This window comes from Microbacterium sp. (genome assembly GCF_035556355.1).
Taxonomy (GTDB): domain Bacteria; phylum Actinomycetota; class Actinomycetes; order Actinomycetales; family Microbacteriaceae; genus Microbacterium.
This window is the reverse complement of the sequence record NZ_DATMFG010000019.1, coordinates 16,095-35,005: the sequence shown is the minus strand read 5'-3', so window position 1 is coordinate 35,005 and position 18,911 is coordinate 16,095. Positions and strand designations below refer to the sequence as shown.

Annotated in this window: 27 protein-coding genes; 10 read left to right on the top strand and 17 right to left on the bottom strand. The window is 69.6% G+C overall.

Going from position 1 to position 18,911, the window contains the following annotated elements:
* Nucleotide 1 precedes the first annotated feature (1 nt).
* From resB to VNR19_RS04160, 5 genes are read right to left on the bottom strand one after another with little or no spacing between them, the layout of a single operon-like run.
* Nucleotides 2-1,741 (bottom strand): cytochrome c biogenesis protein ResB, encoded by a 1,740-nt coding sequence (resB, locus tag VNR19_RS04180; protein ID WP_325724193.1) that lies wholly within the window; start codon nucleotides 1,739-1,741, stop codon nucleotides 2-4.
* Nucleotides 1,722-2,543, bottom strand: a complete 822-nt coding sequence (locus VNR19_RS04175; RefSeq protein ID WP_325724191.1) for a cytochrome c biogenesis CcdA family protein — start codon at nucleotides 2,541-2,543, stop codon at nucleotides 1,722-1,724. Before VNR19_RS04175 ends, resB begins: the two co-directional genes overlap by 20 nt.
* Nucleotides 2,540-3,139 carry a TlpA family protein disulfide reductase gene (locus VNR19_RS04170; protein WP_325724188.1) on the bottom strand — a complete coding sequence of 200 codons (600 nt, stop codon included), beginning with the start codon at nucleotides 3,137-3,139 and terminating at the stop codon, nucleotides 2,540-2,542. Before VNR19_RS04170 ends, VNR19_RS04175 begins: the two co-directional genes overlap by 4 nt.
* The gene (locus VNR19_RS04165) at nucleotides 3,139-3,768 is read right to left on the bottom strand and encodes a histidine phosphatase family protein (RefSeq protein WP_325724186.1); all 630 of its coding nucleotides are present in this window, start codon (nucleotides 3,766-3,768) and stop codon (nucleotides 3,139-3,141) included. The genes VNR19_RS04170 and VNR19_RS04165 overlap by 1 nt, the downstream gene beginning before the upstream one ends.
* 56 nt (nucleotides 3,769-3,824) lie before the next feature.
* The gene (locus VNR19_RS04160) at nucleotides 3,825-4,241 is read right to left on the bottom strand and encodes a DUF6264 family protein (RefSeq protein ID WP_325724184.1); all 417 of its coding nucleotides are present in this window, start codon (nucleotides 4,239-4,241) and stop codon (nucleotides 3,825-3,827) included.
* A 62-nt stretch (nucleotides 4,242-4,303) separates the two neighbouring features.
* Here VNR19_RS04160 and aspS point away from each other — a divergent pair, with 62 nt between their 5' ends.
* Nucleotides 4,304-5,665 (top strand): aspartate--tRNA(Asn) ligase, encoded by a 1,362-nt coding sequence (gene aspS, locus VNR19_RS04155; protein ID WP_325724182.1) that lies wholly within the window; start codon nucleotides 4,304-4,306, stop codon nucleotides 5,663-5,665.
* 143 nt (nucleotides 5,666-5,808) lie between these two features.
* The gene (locus tag VNR19_RS04150; protein WP_325724180.1) at nucleotides 5,809-5,991 is read left to right on the top strand and encodes a YegP family protein; all 183 of its coding nucleotides are present in this window, start codon (nucleotides 5,809-5,811) and stop codon (nucleotides 5,989-5,991) included.
* A 3-nt stretch (nucleotides 5,992-5,994) separates the two neighbouring features.
* Here the strand turns inward: VNR19_RS04150 and VNR19_RS04145 are convergent, their stop codons facing one another.
* From VNR19_RS04145 to VNR19_RS04125, 5 genes are all read right to left on the bottom strand, one after another.
* A complete protein-coding gene (locus tag VNR19_RS04145; protein WP_325724250.1) occupies nucleotides 5,995-6,243 on the bottom strand; it encodes a glutaredoxin family protein in 249 nt (82 codons plus the stop codon).
* 5 nt (nucleotides 6,244-6,248) lie between these two features.
* The gene (locus tag VNR19_RS04140; protein WP_325724178.1) at nucleotides 6,249-6,542 is read right to left on the bottom strand and encodes a rhodanese-like domain-containing protein; all 294 of its coding nucleotides are present in this window, start codon (nucleotides 6,540-6,542) and stop codon (nucleotides 6,249-6,251) included.
* Nucleotides 6,543-6,608: 66 nt separating this feature from the next.
* Entirely contained in the window at nucleotides 6,609-6,707 is a 99-nt protein-coding gene (locus tag VNR19_RS04135; RefSeq protein ID WP_003792170.1) for a 30S ribosomal protein bS22, read from the bottom strand.
* A gap of 81 nt (nucleotides 6,708-6,788) precedes the next feature.
* On the bottom strand, nucleotides 6,789-6,980 hold the full coding sequence (locus VNR19_RS04130; RefSeq protein WP_179488284.1) for a helix-turn-helix domain-containing protein: 192 nt from the start codon (nucleotides 6,978-6,980) through the stop codon (nucleotides 6,789-6,791).
* 105 nt (nucleotides 6,981-7,085) lie between these two features.
* A complete protein-coding gene (locus tag VNR19_RS04125) occupies nucleotides 7,086-8,018 on the bottom strand; it encodes a TetR/AcrR family transcriptional regulator (RefSeq protein ID WP_325724173.1) in 933 nt (310 codons plus the stop codon).
* An 84-nt stretch (nucleotides 8,019-8,102) separates the two neighbouring features.
* Between VNR19_RS04125 and VNR19_RS04120 the strand changes: the two genes are divergently transcribed.
* Both VNR19_RS04120 and VNR19_RS04115 read left to right on the top strand, forming a co-directional pair.
* Nucleotides 8,103-9,020 carry an ATP-binding cassette domain-containing protein gene (locus tag VNR19_RS04120; RefSeq protein WP_325724171.1) on the top strand — a complete coding sequence of 306 codons (918 nt, stop codon included), beginning with the start codon at nucleotides 8,103-8,105 and terminating at the stop codon, nucleotides 9,018-9,020.
* Nucleotides 9,017-9,817 (top strand): ABC transporter permease, encoded by an 801-nt coding sequence (locus VNR19_RS04115; RefSeq protein ID WP_325724168.1) that lies wholly within the window; start codon nucleotides 9,017-9,019, stop codon nucleotides 9,815-9,817. Before VNR19_RS04120 ends, VNR19_RS04115 begins: the two co-directional genes overlap by 4 nt.
* Nucleotides 9,818-10,008: 191 nt before the next feature.
* Here the strand turns inward: VNR19_RS04115 and VNR19_RS04110 are convergent, their stop codons facing one another.
* The gene (locus VNR19_RS04110; RefSeq protein ID WP_325724166.1) at nucleotides 10,009-10,419 is read right to left on the bottom strand and encodes an ArsR/SmtB family transcription factor; all 411 of its coding nucleotides are present in this window, start codon (nucleotides 10,417-10,419) and stop codon (nucleotides 10,009-10,011) included.
* A 100-nt stretch (nucleotides 10,420-10,519) separates the two neighbouring features.
* On the opposite strand from VNR19_RS04110, the gene VNR19_RS04105 reads away from it, so the two are divergent.
* The 3 genes from VNR19_RS04105 to VNR19_RS04095 are packed head-to-tail and all read left to right on the top strand — an operon-like array spanning nucleotide 10,520 to nucleotide 13,029.
* Nucleotides 10,520-11,962 carry a TrkH family potassium uptake protein gene (locus tag VNR19_RS04105; RefSeq protein WP_325724248.1) on the top strand — a complete coding sequence of 481 codons (1,443 nt, stop codon included), beginning with the start codon at nucleotides 10,520-10,522 and terminating at the stop codon, nucleotides 11,960-11,962.
* Entirely contained in the window at nucleotides 11,955-12,626 is a 672-nt protein-coding gene (locus VNR19_RS04100; RefSeq protein ID WP_325724165.1) for a potassium channel family protein, read from the top strand. The genes VNR19_RS04105 and VNR19_RS04100 overlap by 8 nt, the downstream gene beginning before the upstream one ends.
* A 31-nt stretch (nucleotides 12,627-12,657) precedes the next feature.
* Nucleotides 12,658-13,029, top strand: coding sequence for a nuclear transport factor 2 family protein (locus VNR19_RS04095; protein ID WP_325724163.1), 372 nt, complete (start codon nucleotides 12,658-12,660; stop codon nucleotides 13,027-13,029).
* Between the two features lie 4 nt (nucleotides 13,030-13,033).
* On the opposite strand, the gene proC is transcribed toward VNR19_RS04095, so the two are convergent.
* The 6 genes from proC to VNR19_RS04065 all read right to left on the bottom strand — a co-directional run bounded on the left by proC (nucleotide 13,034) and on the right by VNR19_RS04065 (nucleotide 17,071).
* A complete protein-coding gene (proC, locus tag VNR19_RS04090; protein ID WP_325724161.1) occupies nucleotides 13,034-13,879 on the bottom strand; it encodes a pyrroline-5-carboxylate reductase in 846 nt (281 codons plus the stop codon).
* A 63-nt stretch (nucleotides 13,880-13,942) separates the two neighbouring features.
* On the bottom strand, nucleotides 13,943-14,941 hold the full coding sequence (locus VNR19_RS04085; protein ID WP_325724159.1) for a glycosyltransferase: 999 nt from the start codon (nucleotides 14,939-14,941) through the stop codon (nucleotides 13,943-13,945).
* Nucleotides 14,942-14,978: 37 nt separating this feature from the next.
* Nucleotides 14,979-15,344 carry a hypothetical protein gene (locus VNR19_RS04080; protein WP_325724157.1) on the bottom strand — a complete coding sequence of 122 codons (366 nt, stop codon included), beginning with the start codon at nucleotides 15,342-15,344 and terminating at the stop codon, nucleotides 14,979-14,981.
* Nucleotides 15,341-15,700, bottom strand: a complete 360-nt coding sequence (locus tag VNR19_RS04075) for a hypothetical protein (protein WP_325724155.1) — start codon at nucleotides 15,698-15,700, stop codon at nucleotides 15,341-15,343. Before VNR19_RS04075 ends, VNR19_RS04080 begins: the two co-directional genes overlap by 4 nt.
* Before the next feature lie 2 nt (nucleotides 15,701-15,702).
* On the bottom strand, nucleotides 15,703-16,116 hold the full coding sequence (locus tag VNR19_RS04070; protein ID WP_325724153.1) for a CBS domain-containing protein: 414 nt from the start codon (nucleotides 16,114-16,116) through the stop codon (nucleotides 15,703-15,705).
* A 508-nt stretch (nucleotides 16,117-16,624) separates the two neighbouring features.
* A complete protein-coding gene (locus VNR19_RS04065; RefSeq protein ID WP_325724152.1) occupies nucleotides 16,625-17,071 on the bottom strand; it encodes a DUF6098 family protein in 447 nt (148 codons plus the stop codon).
* Between the two features lie 225 nt (nucleotides 17,072-17,296).
* On the opposite strand from VNR19_RS04065, the gene VNR19_RS04060 reads away from it, so the two are divergent.
* The 3 genes from VNR19_RS04060 to VNR19_RS04050 are packed head-to-tail and all read left to right on the top strand — an operon-like array spanning nucleotide 17,297 to nucleotide 18,770.
* Nucleotides 17,297-17,620 carry a hypothetical protein gene (locus VNR19_RS04060; RefSeq protein ID WP_325724151.1) on the top strand — a complete coding sequence of 108 codons (324 nt, stop codon included), beginning with the start codon at nucleotides 17,297-17,299 and terminating at the stop codon, nucleotides 17,618-17,620.
* Between the two features lie 57 nt (nucleotides 17,621-17,677).
* Complete coding sequence (locus VNR19_RS04055; protein WP_325724149.1) at nucleotides 17,678-18,097, top strand: ArsR/SmtB family transcription factor; 420 nt, start codon at nucleotides 17,678-17,680, stop codon at nucleotides 18,095-18,097.
* Between the two features lies 1 nt (nucleotide 18,098).
* Nucleotides 18,099-18,770: an SRPBCC domain-containing protein gene (locus VNR19_RS04050; RefSeq protein WP_325724146.1), complete on the top strand. Its 672-nt coding sequence runs from the start codon at nucleotides 18,099-18,101 to the stop codon at nucleotides 18,768-18,770.
* Nucleotides 18,771-18,911: the final 141 nt, after the last annotated feature.

Below are 18,911 nucleotides of genomic sequence, written 5' to 3'. Positions count from 1 at the left end.
TCTACGTGGCCCCTTCCGAGCGACGTGAGGCGGATGCCGGCCCCCGCAGGGCCGCCTCCAGGGCGTCGCCGTGCTTCTGGGCGACCTGGTCAACGGCATCCGCGAGTGTCGGGTCCTCGCCGCGCGCGAGGCCCGCGTACTCGATGCGGAGGGTGTGGCCCTCGGGCGTGACCTTCACCCACATGCGGCGGCGCGGCACGAACAGCGCGGCGAGCAGTCCGAGCACCGCGAGCGTCGCGAACGCGAGCACCCACGGCGCACCGACGTCGCGGTGGATCGACAGTGAGACGAAGCGCTTGACGGACTCCGAGAGGTCGGTCGAGCCTGCGGGCGACTCGTTCTCGAACGTGATCGTTCCGAGGTCGTCGGGCAGCTCGGCGGTCTGCCCCGGAAGGAGCACGATCGAGTCGACGCCCACGGCGCGTCCCGTGAGCTGCTCCATGCCGGTCGGGTCGAGTGTGTAGACCGAGCGCGGGGTGCCGTCGTCGATGCCGAGATCACCCGCGTAGACATCGAGCGTCAGCGTCGGGTACACGAGGTCGGGGTAGGTCGAGGTGAAGGCGCCGGTGCTGAGCTCCTGCCCCGTCGGGTAGAAGAAGCCGACCAGTCCGAGCTGCTCGGGCATCCCGTCGGGCACCTTGATCACGCCGAGAGAGGTCATGTTGGCGTCCTGCGGAAGGAACGGCACCGACTCCGAGTACACGACCTCGCCGGCCGCGTTGCGGATCGTGATCGTCGGGGCGTAGCCGTTGCCCATGAGGTAGACGCGGTCGCCCTCGATGTCGAGCGGATGGTTGACGCGCACCTCGCCGTCACGCGCCTGTCGGCCGGCGACCTGGGTGGTGAGATGGGCGACGAAATCGCCCGCCTGTCCGGAGCCCTTCAGGCCCGGTGCGACGTACTCGACGGAGAACTCGTCGAGCGTGAGCGCGTAGGGAGCGAGACGCTCCTCGTCGACGAACCGGCCGGGGTTGAACGACGAATAGTCGAGCATCGTGTTGACGAATGTGCGGCCCTCGATGATGACGCTCTGCCCCGTGTAGGTGAAGCCGCCGCCGACGGCCACCGAGATGAGCACGCCGACGAGCGCCGCATGGAACACGAGGTTGCCCGTCTCGCGCGCGTAGCCGCGTTCCGCCGACACCGAGAACGAGCCGCGCCCGTCATACCTCTCGACGCGGTATCCGGCCTTGCGCAGCTGCTCGCCGGCGATCCCGACGGCCGTCTCGGCGGATGCCGCGGGGTCGGCGCCCGGCGCGAGCTCGACGATCGTCGAGCGGTGGTCGTCGAGACGCTCGAGGCGCGCGGGCGTACGCGGCGGGCGCGAGCGCAGAGCCTTCCAGTGGTGCTTCGTGCGCGGGATGACGCATCCGATGAGCGAGATGAAGAGCAGGATGTAGATCGCCGAGAACCACGGCGATGTGTACACGTCGAACAGGCTCAGGCTGTCGAGGATCGGCGCGAGGTCGGGGTTGTCGGCGTAGTACTGCGTGACGCCGTTGGGGTCGGCGCCGCGCTGCGGCACGATCGAACCCGGGATCGCGGCGATCGCGAGCAGCAGCAGGAGCACGAGGGCCGTGCGCATCGACGTGAGCTGGCGCCAGCCCCAGCGCAGCCACCCGACGACGCCGAGCGCGGGCTGCGCGACCTCGGGCGCGGCATCCGCGTGATCGGAAGGACGCAGCGGATCGGCGCCGACGCGGCCCGTCGACGCCTCGCCGTCAGAGCGGGAGCGGGACATCGAGGAACACCCCCTGCAGAGCCGCCATGAGCATCGTCCAGACGCCCGTGAGCATGAGGACGCCGAGCAGCACGAGCAGCGCCCCTCCGATCAGGTTGACGGCGCGGATGTGTCGGCGCAGGAACGCGACCGACCGCGTCGCCCATCCGAATCCGAGCGCGAGGAGCACGAAGGGGATGCCGAGCCCGAGCGAGTACGCGAGGCCGAGGAGCGCGGCGCGCCACGGGTCGCCGAGGTTCCACGACACGGAGAAGATCGCGGTGAGGGTCGGGCCGATGCACGGGGTCCAGCCGATGCCCAGCGCCACGCCGAGCAGCGGTGCACCGATGAGGCCGAGGTTGCCGCGCAGCTGCGGGCGCGCCGTGCGCTGCGCGAGCCCGAACACGCCGATGAAGACGAGGCCCATCACGATCACGACCGCGCCCATCACGCGCGTGATGATGTCGGCGTACTCGATGAAGAAGCGTCCGGCCGCACCGCCCAGGATGTTGACGGCCATGAAGACGAGCGTGAAGCCGGCGATGAAGAGGACGACACCCAGGAGCAGGCGACCGCGGGTCGGCGCATCCGTGATCGTCGTGGTCTGCGTCTGCGCCTCGTCTTGCTGCGCTTCGCCTCGCTGCGCTCGCTCAGCGGCCGGTGTGGAACGCGACGACGCGGTGACCGCTCCCCCGATGAAGCCGAGGTAGCCCGGCACGAGCGGCAGCACGCACGGCGACAGGAACGACACGAGCCCGGCGAGCATCGCGACCGGCAGCGCGAGCCACAGCACGCCGTCCGAGACGAGGGCTCCGACGCTCACGACTCCTCCAATGCGGTGCGCACGAGCGCGGTGAGGATCGAGGCGTCGGGAAGCTGCCCGATCACGCGCGCGGCGACGCGCCCCTGCCTGTCGAGCACGAGGGTCGTCGGCGTCGCCTGGATCGGCGTCTTGTCGGCGAACGCGAGCTTGACGGCGCCGTCGTCCGCCGCGATGACGCTCGGATAGGTGACCCCCCACGTCTCGGCGAACGCCGCCGCCGCCTCGGGCGAGTCGCTCGTGTTGATGCCGAGGAACGCGACGTCGTCGCCCTCGAACGTCGTGTGCGCCTTCTCGAGGTCGCCCGCCTCGGCGCGGCACGGGCCGCACGCCGCGTACCAGAAGTTCACGACGAGCACCTTGCCCGCGAAGTCGTCGCTCGACACGCGGTCGCCGGTCTCGAGGGTGCCCTCGAACTCGACCGGGTCGGTGCGCTGGTCGGCGGGGATCTCCTGCACGCGGAAGTCGCCCGCGATGTAGCCCTTGTTGTCGCCCGCGCGGTACTGCTCGGCCAGCGGGTCGTTCGCACACGCCGCGAGCCCTCCCGCGAGCGCAAGAGAGAGGAATGCGGATGCGATCACCCGCGCGCGACGGCCCATCACACCGCTCCCACATCGACCGCACCGGCCGTCGCCGCCGGCTCGGCGTACGCGACCTCGGTCCACTTGTTCTCGACCATCTCGAAGCTCGTGATGCTCGACAGCGCGCAGCGCCGTCGCCGCGGATCGTGCTGCGTCGGAAGGCCTGCCACAGCGAGGTGCGTGACCCAGATCGGGAGCTGGTGCGACACCATGACGACATCGCCGGAATCCACGGATTCCCACCCCTCGGTCATCGCGGAGTTCATGCGCGCGACGACGTCTGCGTACGGCTCGCCCCAGGTCGGGATCGCGGGCTTGCGCAGGTGGCGCCAGTTCCACGGGTTGAGCAGCGCGCGCACCATGCGCCGGCCCTCGAAGACGTTTGTGGGCTCGATGATGCGGTCGTCGATGCGCGGCTCGAGGCCGAAGATCTCGGTGAACGGCTCCGCCGACTCGCGCGTGCGCTGCAGCGGCGACGCCCACAGCGCGCTCACCGGGCGGTCCATGGTGTGCACCCACTCGGCGGCCTGACGCGCCATGCTGCGACCCGCTTCGCTGAGCCCGTACCCCGGGAGTCGCCCGTAGAGCACACGGCGAGGATTGTGGACCTCCCCGTGGCGCACGAGATGGAGGCGGTCGGCGGGCACCCGTCAAGTCTACGTGCGCGCGTTCTGTGGACGCGCTGAGCGCCCATTGCCCGCGATCACCCCGTGGGAACGCCCGCGGACGCGATGAACGCCCCGGCGAACCACGAGCCGATCACGAGCGGGACCGCGACGATCGGGATCCAGAACGCGATGCGGCGCTTCAGCATCATCACGATCGCGACGGCCACGGCGGCGAGCAGCACGACCCACGGCAAGCCGACGGCCGTGAGCATGCCGAGCCCGATCAACTCGGTGCTGCAGTCGCGCACTCCGCACGGGTCGCTCGCCATCGCGAGGAAGAATCCGAAGAACGACACGATCAGGGCGAGCACGCCCAGCAGCACGAGCAGCACCGACGTGAGCACGACGTCCCATACGCGCACGGGCGGCTTGGCGGGCGGTGCCGGATACGCGGGGTAGGAGGGCGCGATCGGCGAACCGGCGGGCGGGCCGTACGGCGGCGGCTGCGTCATGCCCGCATCGTAGTGGCGATCCCCGTCGGCGCGCCGCATCCGCCCACGTAGACTTGTCGCTCGTGACTGAACGCGTCCTCGTCAACCAGCTGCAGGCCCGCGAAGACGGCCCGGTGTCCGTCTCCGGATGGGTCGAGACCGTCCGCGACCAGAAGAAGGTGCAGTTCGTCATCCTTCGCGACGAGACGGGCGCGGTGCAGCTCGTCAATCCGGCGACGCGCGACAGCGGCGAAGAGCTGGATCTGACGGATGCTGAGCGAGCGCAGCGAGACGAAGCCCTCGCGCTCACCACCGCGATCTCCGAGCTCACCCACGGCACGTTCCTCACGGTGCACGGCGAGCTCAAGCACGACGAGCGCGTCAAGCTCGGCGGTGTCGAGATCAAGATCGGCACCCTCGACATCGCCGCTGCGGCACTCCCCGAGACGCCCATCGCGGCCGACAGCGGTCTCGACAAGCGCATGGACTGGCGCTTCCTCGACCTGCGCCAGCGTCGCAACAACCTCATCTTCCGGGTGCAGACGACGCTCGAGCACGCGATGCGCACGTACTGGATCGAGCGCGACTACATCGAGATCCACTCTCCCAAGCTCATGGCGTCGGCATCCGAGTCGAACGCCGAGCTGTTCTCGCTCGAGTACTTCGGCGACCAGACCGCGTACCTCGCGCAGAGCCCCCAGTTCTACAAGCAGATGGCGCAGGTCGCCGGCTTCGGCAAGATCTTCGAGATCGCGCCCGCCTTCCGCGCCGACCCCTCGTTCACGAGCCGGCACGCGACCGAGTTCACATCGATAGACGCCGAGATCAGCTGGATCGAGTCGCACGAGGACGTCGCGCGGATGCAGGAGGAGCTCCTGCAGTTCGCGTTCCAGGCGGTCAAGGACAAGCACGGCGACGAGATCCAGGAGCTCTTCGGCATCGAGGTGCAGGTTCCGCAGATCCCGTTCCCACGCATCCCGCTCGCCGAGGCGCGCCGCATCGTCGCCGAGCGCGGCTACGAGATCCCCCGCACCGACGGCGACCTCGACCCCGAAGGCGAGCGCCAGATCTCGGCGTACGTCGAGGAGACGTACGGACACCAGTTCGTGTTCATCACCGACTACCACCCCGAGATCCGGGCGTTCTACCACATGCGCGACCCCGAGACCGGGCTCACGAAGTCGTACGACCTGCTCTTCAAGGGCGTGGAGATCACGACGGGGGCACAGCGCGAGCACCGCGTCGACATCCTCATCGAGCAGGCGAAGGAGAAAGGTCTCGACCCCGAGCACCTCGACTTCTACTTCGACTTCTTCCGCTACGGCGCCCCGCCGCACGGCGGCTTCGGCATGGGTCTCGCGCGCGTGCTGATGCTGCTGCTCGGCGAGTCGTCGATCCGCGAAGTCACCTATCTGTTCAGGGGCCCCACGCGCCTCGCCCCCTGACCCCTCTTCCGAGGGCCGGCGAGCCCTCGGACCCTCATGACACGGCATCCGTCCCTACCGCTGAGGGCCGCAACGCCGATAGGTTTCGAACGACGGCGCCGTCGTGCGGGCGGCGCGCATCCGACGATCGAAGGAGATCAACGATGGCGGGCAAGTTCGACCTGTGGATCGACAAGGGCGGTCAGTACCGGTTCAACCTCAAGGCGTCGAACGGGCAGGTGATCGCGACGAGCGAGGGCTACTCGTCGAAGGCGAGTGCGCTCAACGGCATCGAGTCGGTCAGGAAGAACGCGCCCGACGCACCGGTCGTCGAGAGGGAGAAGTAACGCTCAGCGACCGGTCAGCGCTGCGCGCAGCCGGTCGGGCGACACGCGCCAGTGCGCGTGCAGTTCACCGTCGACGAGCACGACCGGGATCTTCTCCCACCACTGCTCGTACAGCGCGGGGTCGTCGAGGATCGACCGCTCCTCGACGACGACCGAGTCGTCCGGAAGGTCGGCGACGACCGTCTCGACGACCTCGCGTGCGACGTCGCACAGATGGCAGTCGGGCTTGCTGATGAGCGTGAGCGTCGTCACGTCGGTCATCGCTCGATGGGATAGCCCTGGGCGATCCACTCGCCCGTGCCGCCCTCGACGTTCGTCGCGTCGTAGCCGCGCGCCTCGAGCGCCTGGACGACGCGAGCCGAACGGCCGCCCACCTGGCAGATGACGTCGAACGCGGCATCCGGCAGTTCATGAAGACGCTCGCCGAGCGTCGACATCGGCAGGTTGACGGCTCCGGGCACGTGGCCGGCGGCGAACTCGTCGGGCTCGCGCACGTCGATGAGCGGAACGCCCTGACGCTCGCGCAGCTGCTGGACGGTGATCGACTTCACGCTGGAACCTCCCGCGGCGTACACGAAGCGCCCGTCCTGCCGGACAGGCGCTTGTGTCTCTGCCGCCTACTTCTTGTTGCGGCGCTGGTGGCGAGTCTTGCGAAGCAGCTTGCGGTGCTTCTTCTTCGCCATGCGCTTGCGGCGCTTCTTGATGACAGAACCCACGAAAAACCTCACAATGTTGGGGTCTGGACGCGAACGGACCGCGCCCGGCAACGGGCAATGCGAAAAATGCCTCGGAACAGTCTAGCCGACGTCGGACACCGGCCGTTGCAGAGCTTCGCTCACGGCCGACTCGGGCACTCGATAGCTCCGCCCGAACCGCACCGCGGGCAGCTCGCCGGAGTGCACGAGCCGATAGACGGTCATCTTCGAGACACGCATGATCTCGGCCACCTCTGCGACCGTCAGGAATCGCACATCCGGCAACTCCGCCATCTCAGTTCCCCTCAGAAAGCCCCAGTTTTCTGCCGACCACTCTAGGGGTCCGCGAGACTCCTGTAAACCGGCGTGACGGCTGTGAACGCTGTGACGGATGCGGCGTCACTCCGCCTTGCGAGCGGCGGCAGCGGCGCGCTCGCGCGCTTCACGGGCCACCTGCCTCTCCTGGCGGCGCGCGGCGCGCAGCGCCTTCTCCGCCTCACGCACCGCTTTGCGCGCCTCACGATAGCGCTTGTCGTCGGCGATGTCGGCGTCGTCGAGGCCCATCCACGGCAGCCTCTCGGGCCGACGCCCTTCGGCGACGCGGTCCATGTAGGCCTGTACCCCGTCGAGGCTGCGCTCGAGTCCGAACGTGAACGGATCCGAATCGTCGAGGAACACACCCGCGTCGATCGCGGCGCGCAGGTGGGGGTACTCGTCCTCGGTGATGAGCGCGCGGTACAGCGAGTCCTCGCTCTGCGTGATCTCATCGGGCGCCTCGCCGCTCGACCGCTGCCGCCGCGCGTAACCGGCGAGGATGATCCCAGCCCATCGCGCAGCGCCCGTCACGAGAAGCAGCACCGACAGCCGTTCGTCGTGGGTCAGCGGCGTGCCGTCGAGGGCCGCGAGCCCCGCATCCATCCAGGCCGCGCTGTTCGGCGTCGCTGGTGAGCCGGTGATCGGGACCTCGAGGACCCACGGATGCTGCAGGTACAGCTGCAGCTGCTCGCGGTACAGCGCGGTGAGCGTCTCGCGCCAGCCGCCCGCGGTGCGCACGGCCTCCGACGGCAGCCCCGTCGCCTCCTCCTGCATGAGCAGGATCAGGTCGTCCTTCGCGGTGACGTAGCGGTAGAGCGACATCGGCGTGTAGCCGAGCCGTGCGGCGACCGCAGCCATCGAGACGGCGCCGAGGCCCTCGGCATCCGCGATCTCGACAGCCGCCTCGACGATCTGCTCGACGCTCATCTCGCGTTTGGGCCCGCGCTGCGGGTTCGCCGCAACTCCCCACGCGAGAGCGATGCCCCGCGGCAGCTCAAGGTCTTCGCGTTCGGCCATGCTCCAACCCTAGCCTTGTGTACCGCATAAACAGTATGTTAGCGTCATACACAGTTTCTGCCGTACACAGAAAGGACGCCGCACATGTCACCCACGACGGCAGCGATCGAGGTCCGCGGGCTCCACAAGTCCTTCGGTCGCCAGACAGTGCTCGACGGCATCGATCTCACCGTGGCCGCGGGCGAGGTGTTCGCCCTCCTCGGACCGAACGGAGCGGGCAAGACGACGGCGATCACGATCCTCACGACGCTCGTCCGACCCGACGCCGGAACCGCCGTCGTCGCGGGCTGCGACATCACGGCCGATCCGCTCGGCGTCAAGCAGCGCATCGCGCTCACGGGCCAGAGCGCGGCGGTCGACGACATGCTCTCGGGCTACGAGAACCTCGTCATGCTCGGTCGGTTGTCCGGCCTCGGCGCACGGGGATCGCGACGCCGGGCGAGCGAACTGCTCGAGCGCTTCGATCTGACGGATGCCGCGGCCAAACGCGTCAGCGCCTATTCCGGCGGCATGCGCCGTCGCCTCGACCTCGCGCTGAGCTTCGTCGTCACTCCCGAGATCCTCTTCCTCGACGAGCCGACGACCGGCCTCGACACCCGCAGTCGCCGCGAGCTGTGGGACGTCATCCGCTCGCTCGCCGACGCCGGCACGACGGTGTTCCTCACGACGCAGTACCTCGAAGAGGCCGACCAGCTCGCCGACCGCATCGCGGTGCTCGACGGCGGGCGCATCGTCGCGGTCGGCACGCCGGCCGAACTCAAGTCGCGCATCGGCGGCGACACCGTCGAGCTGCACGACGAGCACGGGGCGCTCGTGACGGAGATCCCCACCGACGGCTCGGTCGCCGGCCTCCGACGCGCCCTCGACGAGCTCGACGAGGCGGGCACCGAAGGCGTCGTGACCCTGCGTCGCCCGACGATGGACGACGTCTTCCTCTCGCTCACCTCCGCAAGCCGGTCGGCCGGCGCCCCGGACGACACCACGATCAAGGAGTACGCATGACCGCCCTCGCCCCCTCCGCCCCCTCGCTCCGCCCCCGCATCTCCGGGCTCACCGCCGAGGCGACCTTCGTCGGACGGAGCCTGCGCCACTCGCTGCGCGACGGGGAGTCGCTGCTCATGGCGATCCTCCTGCCGGTCATGCTCATGCTGCTGTTCACGTTCGTGTTCGGCGGCGCGATCGATCCGTCGGGCGGTTACGTCGACTACGTCGTGCCGGGCATCATCCTGCTGTGCGCGGGGTTCGGCGCGTCGTCCACCGCGGTGTATGTCGCGGGCGACATGAAGACGGGCATCATCGACCGGTTCCGCACGATGCCGCTGCGCGCGAGCGCCGTGCTGACGGGTCACGTCGTCGCGAGCCTGCTGCGCAATCTGCTGGCGACCGCCGTCGTGATCGTCGTCGCGGTGCTCGTCGGCTTCCGGCCGACGGCCGGCCCCCTCGAGTGGGTCGGCGCGATCGCGATGGTCGCGCTCTACATCCTCGCGATCACGTACCTGTTCGCCGCGATCGGCCTCGCCGCATCGAGCCCCGAAGGAGCGAACGGCTACGGATTCATCATCCTCTTCGTGCCCTACCTGTCGAGCGCCTTCGTGCCCGTCGCGTCCATGCCGACGTGGCTGCAGTGGATCGCCGAGAACCAGCCCGTCACACCCATCATCGAGACGATCCGCGGGCTCCTCATGGGCACTCCGCTCGGCGCCGAGCCGTGGTGGGCCGTCGGATGGTGCGCGCTCATCCTCGTGGTCGCATTCGTGTGGGGTTCGTGGCTCTTCCGCCGAAAGGCCGGGCGCCGCTGAGCCTCACAAGCCGACGCCTATCCTCACAGCCGACGCATAGAACGCTCACAGCACGCGCATCGACCGCGCAAAAGGTTCTGTCACGCGAGCGCGGGACTCTTGATGACGTGCGGTCGACGACCGCGAAGCCGGGCGGCGAAGACGCCGGGCAGCCGCGACCGGTCGCGACGCTGGGGGCGACCGGTCGCGGCTCAGCGTCCGGGAAGCTTCTTGAGCGCGTTCTCGAGGGCGTGCTTGGCGGATGCCGCGGCACGACCCACGACTTCGGCGGCGTGCGCCGCGGAGTCGGGCAGCGCCGGGGTGGTGCCGGCGGGCGCATCCGTCTGTCCTGCGTCGAGGAAGGGAACGAGCCAGTCGTCGACCTCGTCGAGCGGGGCGGGCGACAGGCTGTAGTACCGGTGCTGGCCCTCTTCGCGCACGGAGACCAGACGCGCCTCGCGCAGCACCTTGAGGTGCTTCGAGACGGTCGGCTGACTCACCCCGAGCGCGTGCACGATGTGCGACACGCTCGTCCCGTTCTCCCCGGCGGACGATCGGTCCAGCAGCAGCTTCAGGATGTCGCGTCGCGTTCCGTCCGCGATGACGTCGAAGATGTCCGCCATGTCCTCAGACTAGCCGCGCGCTCCGCGGAGTACCATGACATACCGTCCAAGCGAGGGCGGTGCCCTGAGCGAGCCGAGCGAGTCGAAGGGGGCATCGACGATGGCGACAGGCCCGGTGGCCTCGCGGGTCGGTCGAATCCTCGTCCGAAGCGCCGTCACGATCTACGACGAGCTCCGATCGCTCACGACCTCCTCCCCCGCCCGCTTCGCGGTGCTCGTCTTCGTGACGCTCATCGGCCTGTTCACCGTCCTGTACTCGCTGCCCATCGCGGCCGCCGACGGCAGGCGGACGCCCTTCGCCGACGCCCTGTTCACGGCCGTGTCGACGATCTGCGTCACGGGCCTGTCCACCGTCGACATGAACGCGCACTGGTCGCCGTTCGGCCACGTCGTCACCTACATCGGCGTCAACGTCGGCGCGCTCGGCGTGCTGACTCTCGCGTCGATCCTCGGCCTGGTCATCTCGAAGCGTCTCGGGCTGCGCGCGAAGCTCATCGCGGCGGGCGAGACGAACCCGCTGCGCGTGCACGGCGGACCGGTCAACGAAGGACAGACCGTGCGGCTCGGCGAGGTCGGCCAGCTGCTCGCGACCGTCGCACTGTCGACGCTCACGATCGAGGCGATCCTCACCGTCCTGCTCTACCCTTCCCTCATCTGGGCGGGCGTCGACCCGCTCGTCGCGCTGTGGGAGGCGCCGTACTACGCGGCGATGGCGTTCACGAACACGGGCTTCGTGCCGAACGACGGCGGCCTCGTCCCGTTCGCCGACGACTACTTCCTGCTGTCGGTGCTCATGGTCGGCGTGTTCCTCGGCTCGATCGGCTTCCCGGTGATCTTCACGCTGTGGCGCCAGCGCTGGCACGTGAAGCGGTGGTCGCTGCACGCGAAGCTCACGATCATCACCACCACCCTGCTGTTCGTCGCCGGTGCGGGCATCTTCGTGCTCCTCGAGTTCGACAACCCCGCAACCTTCGGGGGCATGGACGCGTGGGACACGACGTTCCAGTCGTTCTTCCTGTCGGCGATGACGCGTTCGGGCGGGTTCGCGGTCGTCGACATGGACGATTTCCACGGATCGTCGCTCGTCGTGGGCTCGATGCTCATGTTCGTCGGCGGCGGCTCCGCCTCGACCGCCGGCGGCATCAAGGTCACCACGCTCGCGGTGCTGGCGCTCGCGGTCTGGTCGGAGGCCAAGGGCAAGCAGTCGGTCGAGGCCTTCGGACGCCGCATCCCGAGCGACGTGCAGCGCGTGGCCCTCTCGGTCGTCGCGTGGGGGGCGACGATCGTCGCGATCTCGACGATCACGATCGCGCAGATCTCGCGGGCGCCGGTGGAGGACGTGCTGTTCGACGTGATCTCCGGGTTCGCGACGGTCGGCCTGTCGACGGGACTCACCGAGACCCTCCCCGACCCCGCGGTCTACGTCCTTGCCGCGACCATGTTCATGGGACGCGTTGGTACAGTGACACTCGCCGCGGCGGTGGCCGCGACATCCCGTTCGCAGCTGTACTCGCTGCCGGTGGAAAGGCCGATCGTTGGTTGAGCAGATCCGCGGCGACGCGCCCGTCCTCGTGATCGGACTCGGCCGGTTCGGCGCCGCATGCGCCGGCGAGCTCGATCGCCTCGACCGCGAGGTGCTCGCGATCGACGAGAATCTCGAGCTCGTGCAGAAGTGGTCGGAGCGCGTGACCCATGCGGTGCAGGCCGACGCCCGCAACATCGACGCGCTCAAGCAGATCGGGGCGCAGGACTTCCAGGTCGCCGTCGTCGCGGTGGGCTCGCTCATCGAGGCATCCGTGCTCATCACCGCCAACCTGGTCGACCTCAAGGTCCCGCAGATCTGGGCGAAGGCGGTGTCGCAGTCGCACGGCAAGATCCTCGCGCGCGTCGGCGCGAACCACGTCATCTACCCCGAACGCGAGGCCGGTGAGCGCGTCGCCCACCTCGTGAGCGGGCGGATGCTGGACTTCATCCGCTTCGACGACGACTTCGTGCTCGCGAAGATGTACCCGCCCAAGTTCATCCGCGGCGTCGGCCTCAACGAGTCGGGCGTGCGCACGAAGTACAACGTCACGGTCGTCGGCGTGAAGAGCCCCGGCAAGCCGTTCCGCTACGCCGAGGCGAACACGGTCGTCACCAACCACGACCTCATCATCGTGTCGGGCACCAACGTCGACGTGGAGCGCTTCGCAGCCCTCGACCGGTGACGGCGTCCGAGGCCGGGAGCAGACTGGCCGGATGGACGACAGAGAGAAGACGGATGCCGCTGCCCGCCGATGGGTCGAGCAGTACGTCACCGCGTGGCGCACCAACGATCCGGCCGACATCGGCGCGTTGTTCACGTCCGACGCCGAGTATCGCTTCGAGCCGTGGGAGGAACCGCTCCGCGGTTCCGAGGCGATCACTCAGGAGTGGATCAGACGCGCCGACGAGCCGGGCACGTACGAGTTCACGTGGGACGTCGCCGGCATCGACGGGTCGCGCGCGTTCATCGAGGCTGAGACGCGCTACAAGGACGGCGACCACTACCGCAACATGTGGGTCGTCGACCTCGCCGACGACGGCCGCGCGCGGCGGTTCACGGAGTGGTGGATGAAGCAGCGGGAGTGACGCCTCACGCGCCCTGCGCGAGCTCGCGCGCGCGGGCGAGCGCGGCATCCGTCGCCTCGGCGAACGCCTCGTCGAGGCGGGCCGCCTGGAGCACCGCGATCGCGCGCTCGGTCGTGCCCTTGGGGCTGGTCACCTGGCGCCGCAGTTCGGCCGGGTCCTCGCCGGATGCCTCGAGCAGCGCCGCCGCGCCGATGAACGTCTGCTCGGCGAGCAGCCGAGCCTCCGCGTCGGCGAAGCCCTTTCCCCTCGCCGCCTTCGTGAGCTCCTCGATGAGGAGGAACACGTACGCGGGGCCCGACCCCGAGATCGTCGACAGGGCGTCGATCTGCGACTCGGGAACCTCCACCACCGCGCCGCACGTCTCGAAGAGTCGGCGCACGACCGCGACGTCGTCGACGCCGGCGGTCGATCCGGCGGCGATGCCGGTCACCGCCTTTCCGACGACCGCCGGAGTGTTCGGCATCGACCGGACGACGGCGACCTCGGGCCCGAGGATCTGCTCGAACGTGGCGATCGTGACACCGGCGGCGAGGCTCACCACGATCGTCCCGGGTCGGAGCACGGGTGCGATCTTGCGCAGCAGGTCGGGGACCATCGCGGGCTTGACGCCGACCAGCACGACATCGGCGGCCGCTGCCGCGACGGTGTTGCCGTCGGGGCTCGACTCCAGAGCGATGCTCTCGACGCCCGGCAGCTCGGCGAGCGCGGACGCCTTGGCCACCGTGCGGTTGGTGACGGTCACTCCCCCGCCCGCGAGCCCGGATCGGACGAGGCCCCGCAGGATCGCGCCACCCATGGAGCCCGCTCCGAGGATCGCGACGGGCGGAAGCGCTTCGGACTCACGTGCCATCCCGCCATCCTACGGAGCGAGTCGCCGAGCCGCCCTCACGCCGGAAGCCTCGCGCCGGAAGCCTCACCCCGGGAACTCGTCGAGGAACGTCGGCGCAGACCGCTGCCGCACCTCTTCCGCCAGCGCGAACGCCTCATCCCACTCCCGCAGGAACCGATCGAGGCTGTAGTGCTCGAGAGCGTGCGCGCGTGCGCGAGCCCCCTTCTCCCGCGCGAGCATCGGGTCCTCGATGAGCTCGCGGATCCCGTCCGCGAGCACGTCGAAGTCGGTCGACACGACGCCGCCGTCGGGCGGAACCGCGCGCGCGGCATCCGTCGCCGCGATCGCCACCACCGGCATGCCCACGAGCATCGCCTCGATGAGCGACACGCCCAGAGACGTCCAGCGGGCGGTGTGCAGGTACAGGCGGCGACGCGCGATCTCGGCGCGCAGCTCGGCGGCCGCGAGCTCTCCGCCGTGGTGGATGCCCGTCGGCGGAAGGGTGCGCCGCAGCGCCTCGCCACCGGGACCGTACACGTCGATCGGAGCGGTCTTCGCGAACTCCGGCAGCAGATCGGTGCCCGCGAGGCGCCAGCGACGCATCGGCTCGGTGAGGACGGACGCGGCGCGCGGAAGCTCGCCCGTGTACAGCTCCCCCGGATCGGGCACGCCGTGCTCGATGACCGCAGTGGGAGCGCGGCCGTTGTCCCAGAAGAGTCGGTTGAAGTGGGTCAGGTGCACGAGCAGGATGTCGTCGCGGTCCGCGATCGGGTGCTCACTGGTCGTGGGTCCTTCGCGCGGCGGGTCGTGCTCGACATAGGCGGCTGCCACCTCCTGCCCGGGGCGCCGCCCGGTGAAGCGATGGACGACGTCGACCTCGTCGGGACGCTGGAGCACGACGACGTCGATCTCCTCGTCCATGAGCTCATCGGCGGTGACCTCCCGCGCTCGGGGCCAGTCGCGGCCGGCCTTCCCGCGGCCCCACTCGCTCCGGGCCTCGTCGACGGGCAGCAGGTATTCGTGCTCTCCCCGCACGAGCGCATCCGTGTAGCCCCCGTGCAGGTGCCACATCAGGATCTTCACGCCGCCTCCTCGAAGTCCGCCGCCTGCGCCTGCCGGATCATCCGGCGGGCGCAGACTGCGGCACGCCCGCCCACGCGATGACGAGGATGACGATCAGGAGCACAAGCGCCGAGGCCGCCATCGCGATCGTCAGCCACGCGAACGTGAAGCTGCGGTAGCGGCCGGGGCGGACGAACCCCGCCGTGATGCACATCGCAACGAACAGGCCGACCTGAAGCGCTATGCCTATCCAGGCGACCGCGGGCGCGATGGGGATAGAGAGCGCGAACAGCACGATCGCGACGACGCCCATGATCCCGGCGGGGATGAGCCATCGCGCCGCGCCGGCGTTCGGACCGAGCGCGGGCTGGTTGCGCACGCGCGTCGGGTCTTGCTTCTTCTCGTCGTCTGAATCCTGCGTCACTCGTCGTCACCGACCAATCTGCTCGAGTCGGCCGATCCCGGATCGACCCCCGGCTCGTAGGCGTCGACGGACAGGTCGTCGGAGGTCGCGGCATCCGCCACCCTCCCGTCGGCCGAAACCCCGCGGGCCGTGCCGTCGTCTGTGTCGTCGTCGCGGGGCTGTCGCTCCGGATCGGCGTCGTCGAGGTCGGTCTCCATCGAGCCGTCGGCCGCGCGCGTTCCCACGCCCGGGATGTCGTTCTGACTCGAGATGTTCTGGATGTCGGCGCGATCGGCCGGGTCGATCGACGCGCTGTCGACCGTGCCCGTGTCGGCACCGGCGCCCCCCGCGGGGACGTGGGGCTTGTCGTCGCTCATGCTCACTCCGAGATCTCTGCCACAGTCTCGCCCGTCTCCTGCGACGATAGCGCGAGCGCGACGTCCGCTTGGCTGATGATTCCCACGAGATCGTGTCCGTCGATGACGGGAAGGCGGCGGACTTGGTGCGTCTTCATCATCTCGAGGGCCTCCCGCACGTCGTCGTCGGCGCCGATCGTGATCGGCTTGCCCTCGCCGAGCGATCCCGCCGTCGTCGACGCCGGATCGCCTCCCTGCGCGATGACCTTCACGACGATGTCGCGATCTGTCACCATGCCCTTGAGCCGCTGGTCTTCGCCGCAGATCGGCAACGCACCGACGTCGAGCGACGCCATCAGGCGAGCGGCCTCGACGAGGGTCTCGTTCTCTCCGACGCACCGCGGATTGGGGGTCATGATCTCTCTGGCCACAGTCATGGTCCGCTCCTTTGTGAGTGTGCCTGTCACTCCGCGACGCTACGTACCCGTGCGGAAGGGAGGAGAGGGCCTTGACAGACGCAACTCGGAGTGTCAACCCCCTCGGTCGTGGATCGACCCCGCGCACATGCTCTGTCGAGGAGGTCGAGAGAGCATGAAAAGCCCGATCAAACCGATGTCCATCCACGTCACCGAGCACGCCGGCACAGCACCCCGTCCGGCCACGCCGGAGCAGGGGACGGGTCCCGCGACCGGTCCCATCCGCCGCACGAGGCCCGTGCGCGTGTGGGAGTTGCGCAACGGCCCCGCGCCTGCCGCGCGCCACGAATAGTCGCGCGCGCTGTCACATGGAAGGGGCGCCGCGACATCGCCGTCGTCGAGGTGCCGGGTCCGCGGATCGAGGACGCGCCGGCGCTGCACGAAAGTTCCAGACGAAGCGCGACGGATGCGTGAAGGCGGTGCTCGACCCCGACCGACAACCCACGCCCTCGGTGTGACCCGGATCGTTTCAGTCCTCGGGGCCCTTGCCCGCCTCGAACCGCTCCCGGTAGCGCTCGGCGGCCTCGTCGAGCAGCCGGTCGTCGAGCCGTGCGATCGGGACGACGCCGCGCACCAGCGGCTCGCAATCGGGGCCACGGCCAACCTCGATCCCCCGCAGCACCCACGCGAAGCGGTCGGGGTTCTTCTCCTGAAGCTCCTTGTACTGGCAGACCTGGCGCGCGAGCCAGTCCTGGATGGGACGCGTCCACCAGTCCTCGGGGTGCAGCGGGTTGACCGAGAGCCCGGGAAGCGTGAGCCCGCTCTCGGTGTCGACGCTCTCCTCGACGTCGCGGTCCGGTCCCTCGCTGTACCGGATGTACGCCTTGCCGAGCTCGCACACGCGCGCCGCGAGCTCCTCGAGGGTGCCGAGCGACTCGTCGAGCGAGGTCGTGCACATGAGCGGTTCGATGGTCATTCCTTCTCCCGGTTCGCGCCGATTCCGGCATCCGTCGAGAAGCTAGGCGGCGTGCCGGTGCGCGACGAGGGGCTTGAACTCGGATGCGCGGACCGCTACCCATGTGAGTGAGGGTCCGAGCTCCCGGTGTCAAGCCCCCTGCAATCACACGAAGGTTGGCCCACGCTCTAAAAGGAGCCTTTCCCCGCCGGCGACGACCGGCGCGACCCCTCGGAGGAGATGAGGATGTCCCTCGGTGAGTCGGAAGGCGCGCGCAGCGCCGGTGGTCTCGAACTGAAGTGGATCGGCGACGGCGCGTGGTGCGCGGTCGACGGCGCTTTCCCCGAAGGCGACGCGCGGCGCCTGATCGCATACGTCGAGTGCCGCCGCGCCGACGTCGAGGTCGTGTGGGTGCATCGCGCCGCTCCACCGGGTCACTTCACGACGCTGCGCGAGGCGTGGCTCGCGATCGAAGAGGATGTCGCACTGCGGCGGTCCATCGAGCCGGACATCGCGCCGCCCGAGCCTGCACCGGCCGACTTGCGAGGGGCCCAGCCGGCGGTGGCGTGAGGCGACGGAACATCTTTAAGCGTTGACTTAATTAAGCGCGGATGCAAACATGGGCGCATGCACGCCCTCGACGTCCTCGGGGATCCCGTCCGCCGGCGCCTTCTCGAACTCCTCGCCGACGGCGAGCGCCCCTCGGGCGAGCTCGCCGAGGTGGTGACGCGCGAATTCGGCATCTCGCATCCGGCGGTGTCGCAGCACCTCCGCGTGCTGCGCGAGGCCGGCTTCGCCGTCGTGCGACCCGAGGGCACCCGCCGGCTCTACGCGATCGACCCCGCCCCACTCCAGGCGGCGGCCGCGTGGTTCGACCCGTTCCGACGGTTCTGGCAGCCCAAGCTCGACGCGCTCGGAACCGAGCTCGCGCGCGGCCGGCGGCAGCGCCGAATCGCCGAGCAACAGACGCCGCAGCAGGCGTCGCACGACAACCCGGTCGACGAGGCATCCGATGATCCGATCCCCGACGAACACGAGGAGAACTGACATGGTGGACGTGAACGCACAGGTCGACGCGGTCGACCGCGCCGTGCGCGACGACGAGCTCGACGGGGCGCCGACGCGCGTGCAGTCGCTCGCGCAGACCTACCCTTCGCCGATCGACGACGTGTGGGACGCCGTCACATCGGCCGAGCGCATCCCGCGCTGGTTCCTGCCCGTGTCGGGTGACCTGCGACTCGGCGGACGCTACCAACTCCAAGGCAACGCCGGCGGTGAGGTGCTCGAGTGCCGACCCCCTGCCGACGGAGCGGCCGGCTATCGCGTCACGTGGGAGTACGGCGGAGGCGTCTCATGGCTCGAGGTCGCGCTGCAGAGCGTGGACGACGACTCGACGCGCGTCGAGCTGATCCACACGGCGCGCACCTCCGACGTGCCGCCCGGGTTCTGGGAGACGTATGGGCCGGGCGCGACCGGAGTCGGCTGGGACGGCGGCCTCCTCGGGCTCGCGCTGCACCTGGCCGGAAGCACCGACGTCACGCCCGAGACGGCCGAGGCGTGGGCGTTCACCGACGAGGGCAAGGCGTTCTACCGTGCGGCGGCGAGCGCGTGGGGCGAAGCGCACATCCGGGCCGGGGGCGCCCCGGAAGCCGCCCGCACCGCGGCCGATGCGACCTACCGCTTCTACACGGGCGAGCCCGAGCCGGCAGCGGGTCACTGACGTCGGGAGGCATCTGCTCGGCGGATGCCGCGGGGCGTGGCATCCGCCGAACCTGAAAGGCGATTCACATCCGTCGCGAACGCGGTCTATAGTCGGGATATGGGGGCGACGCCGCCTCCCCGTTTCAGCGAAGGACCCGGC

Bases quoted from the DNA above. Each gene is read 5' to 3' on its own strand.
- resB (WP_325724193.1), bottom strand. From the start codon at position 1,741: ATGTCCCGCTCCCGCTCTGACGGCGAGGCGTCGACGGGCCGCGTCGGC.
- VNR19_RS04170 (WP_325724188.1), bottom strand. From the start codon at position 3,139: ATGGGCCGTCGCGCGCGGGTGATCGCATCCGCATTCCTCTCTCTTGCG.
- VNR19_RS04160 (WP_325724184.1), bottom strand. From the start codon at position 4,241: ATGACGCAGCCGCCGCCGTACGGCCCGCCCGCCGGTTCGCCGATCGCG.
- VNR19_RS04150 (WP_325724180.1), top strand. From the start codon at position 5,809: ATGGCGGGCAAGTTCGACCTGTGGATCGACAAGGGCGGTCAGTACCGG.
- VNR19_RS04130 (WP_179488284.1), bottom strand. From the start codon at position 6,980: ATGGCGGAGTTGCCGGATGTGCGATTCCTGACGGTCGCAGAGGTGGCC.
- VNR19_RS04125 (WP_325724173.1), bottom strand. From the start codon at position 8,018: ATGGCCGAACGCGAAGACCTTGAGCTGCCGCGGGGCATCGCTCTCGCG.
- VNR19_RS04120 (WP_325724171.1), top strand. From the start codon at position 8,103: ATGTCACCCACGACGGCAGCGATCGAGGTCCGCGGGCTCCACAAGTCC.
- VNR19_RS04115 (WP_325724168.1), top strand. From the start codon at position 9,017: ATGACCGCCCTCGCCCCCTCCGCCCCCTCGCTCCGCCCCCGCATCTCC.
- VNR19_RS04110 (WP_325724166.1), bottom strand. From the start codon at position 10,419: ATGGCGGACATCTTCGACGTCATCGCGGACGGAACGCGACGCGACATC.
- VNR19_RS04105 (WP_325724248.1), top strand. From the start codon at position 10,520: ATGGCGACAGGCCCGGTGGCCTCGCGGGTCGGTCGAATCCTCGTCCGA.
- VNR19_RS04095 (WP_325724163.1), top strand. From the start codon at position 12,658: ATGGACGACAGAGAGAAGACGGATGCCGCTGCCCGCCGATGGGTCGAG.
- proC (WP_325724161.1), bottom strand. From the start codon at position 13,879: ATGGCACGTGAGTCCGAAGCGCTTCCGCCCGTCGCGATCCTCGGAGCG.
- VNR19_RS04075 (WP_325724155.1), bottom strand. From the start codon at position 15,700: ATGAGCGACGACAAGCCCCACGTCCCCGCGGGGGGCGCCGGTGCCGAC.
- VNR19_RS04070 (WP_325724153.1), bottom strand. From the start codon at position 16,116: ATGACTGTGGCCAGAGAGATCATGACCCCCAATCCGCGGTGCGTCGGA.
- VNR19_RS04065 (WP_325724152.1), bottom strand. From the start codon at position 17,071: ATGACCATCGAACCGCTCATGTGCACGACCTCGCTCGACGAGTCGCTC.
- VNR19_RS04060 (WP_325724151.1), top strand. From the start codon at position 17,297: ATGTCCCTCGGTGAGTCGGAAGGCGCGCGCAGCGCCGGTGGTCTCGAA.
- VNR19_RS04055 (WP_325724149.1), top strand. From the start codon at position 17,678: ATGCACGCCCTCGACGTCCTCGGGGATCCCGTCCGCCGGCGCCTTCTC.
- VNR19_RS04050 (WP_325724146.1), top strand. From the start codon at position 18,099: ATGGTGGACGTGAACGCACAGGTCGACGCGGTCGACCGCGCCGTGCGC.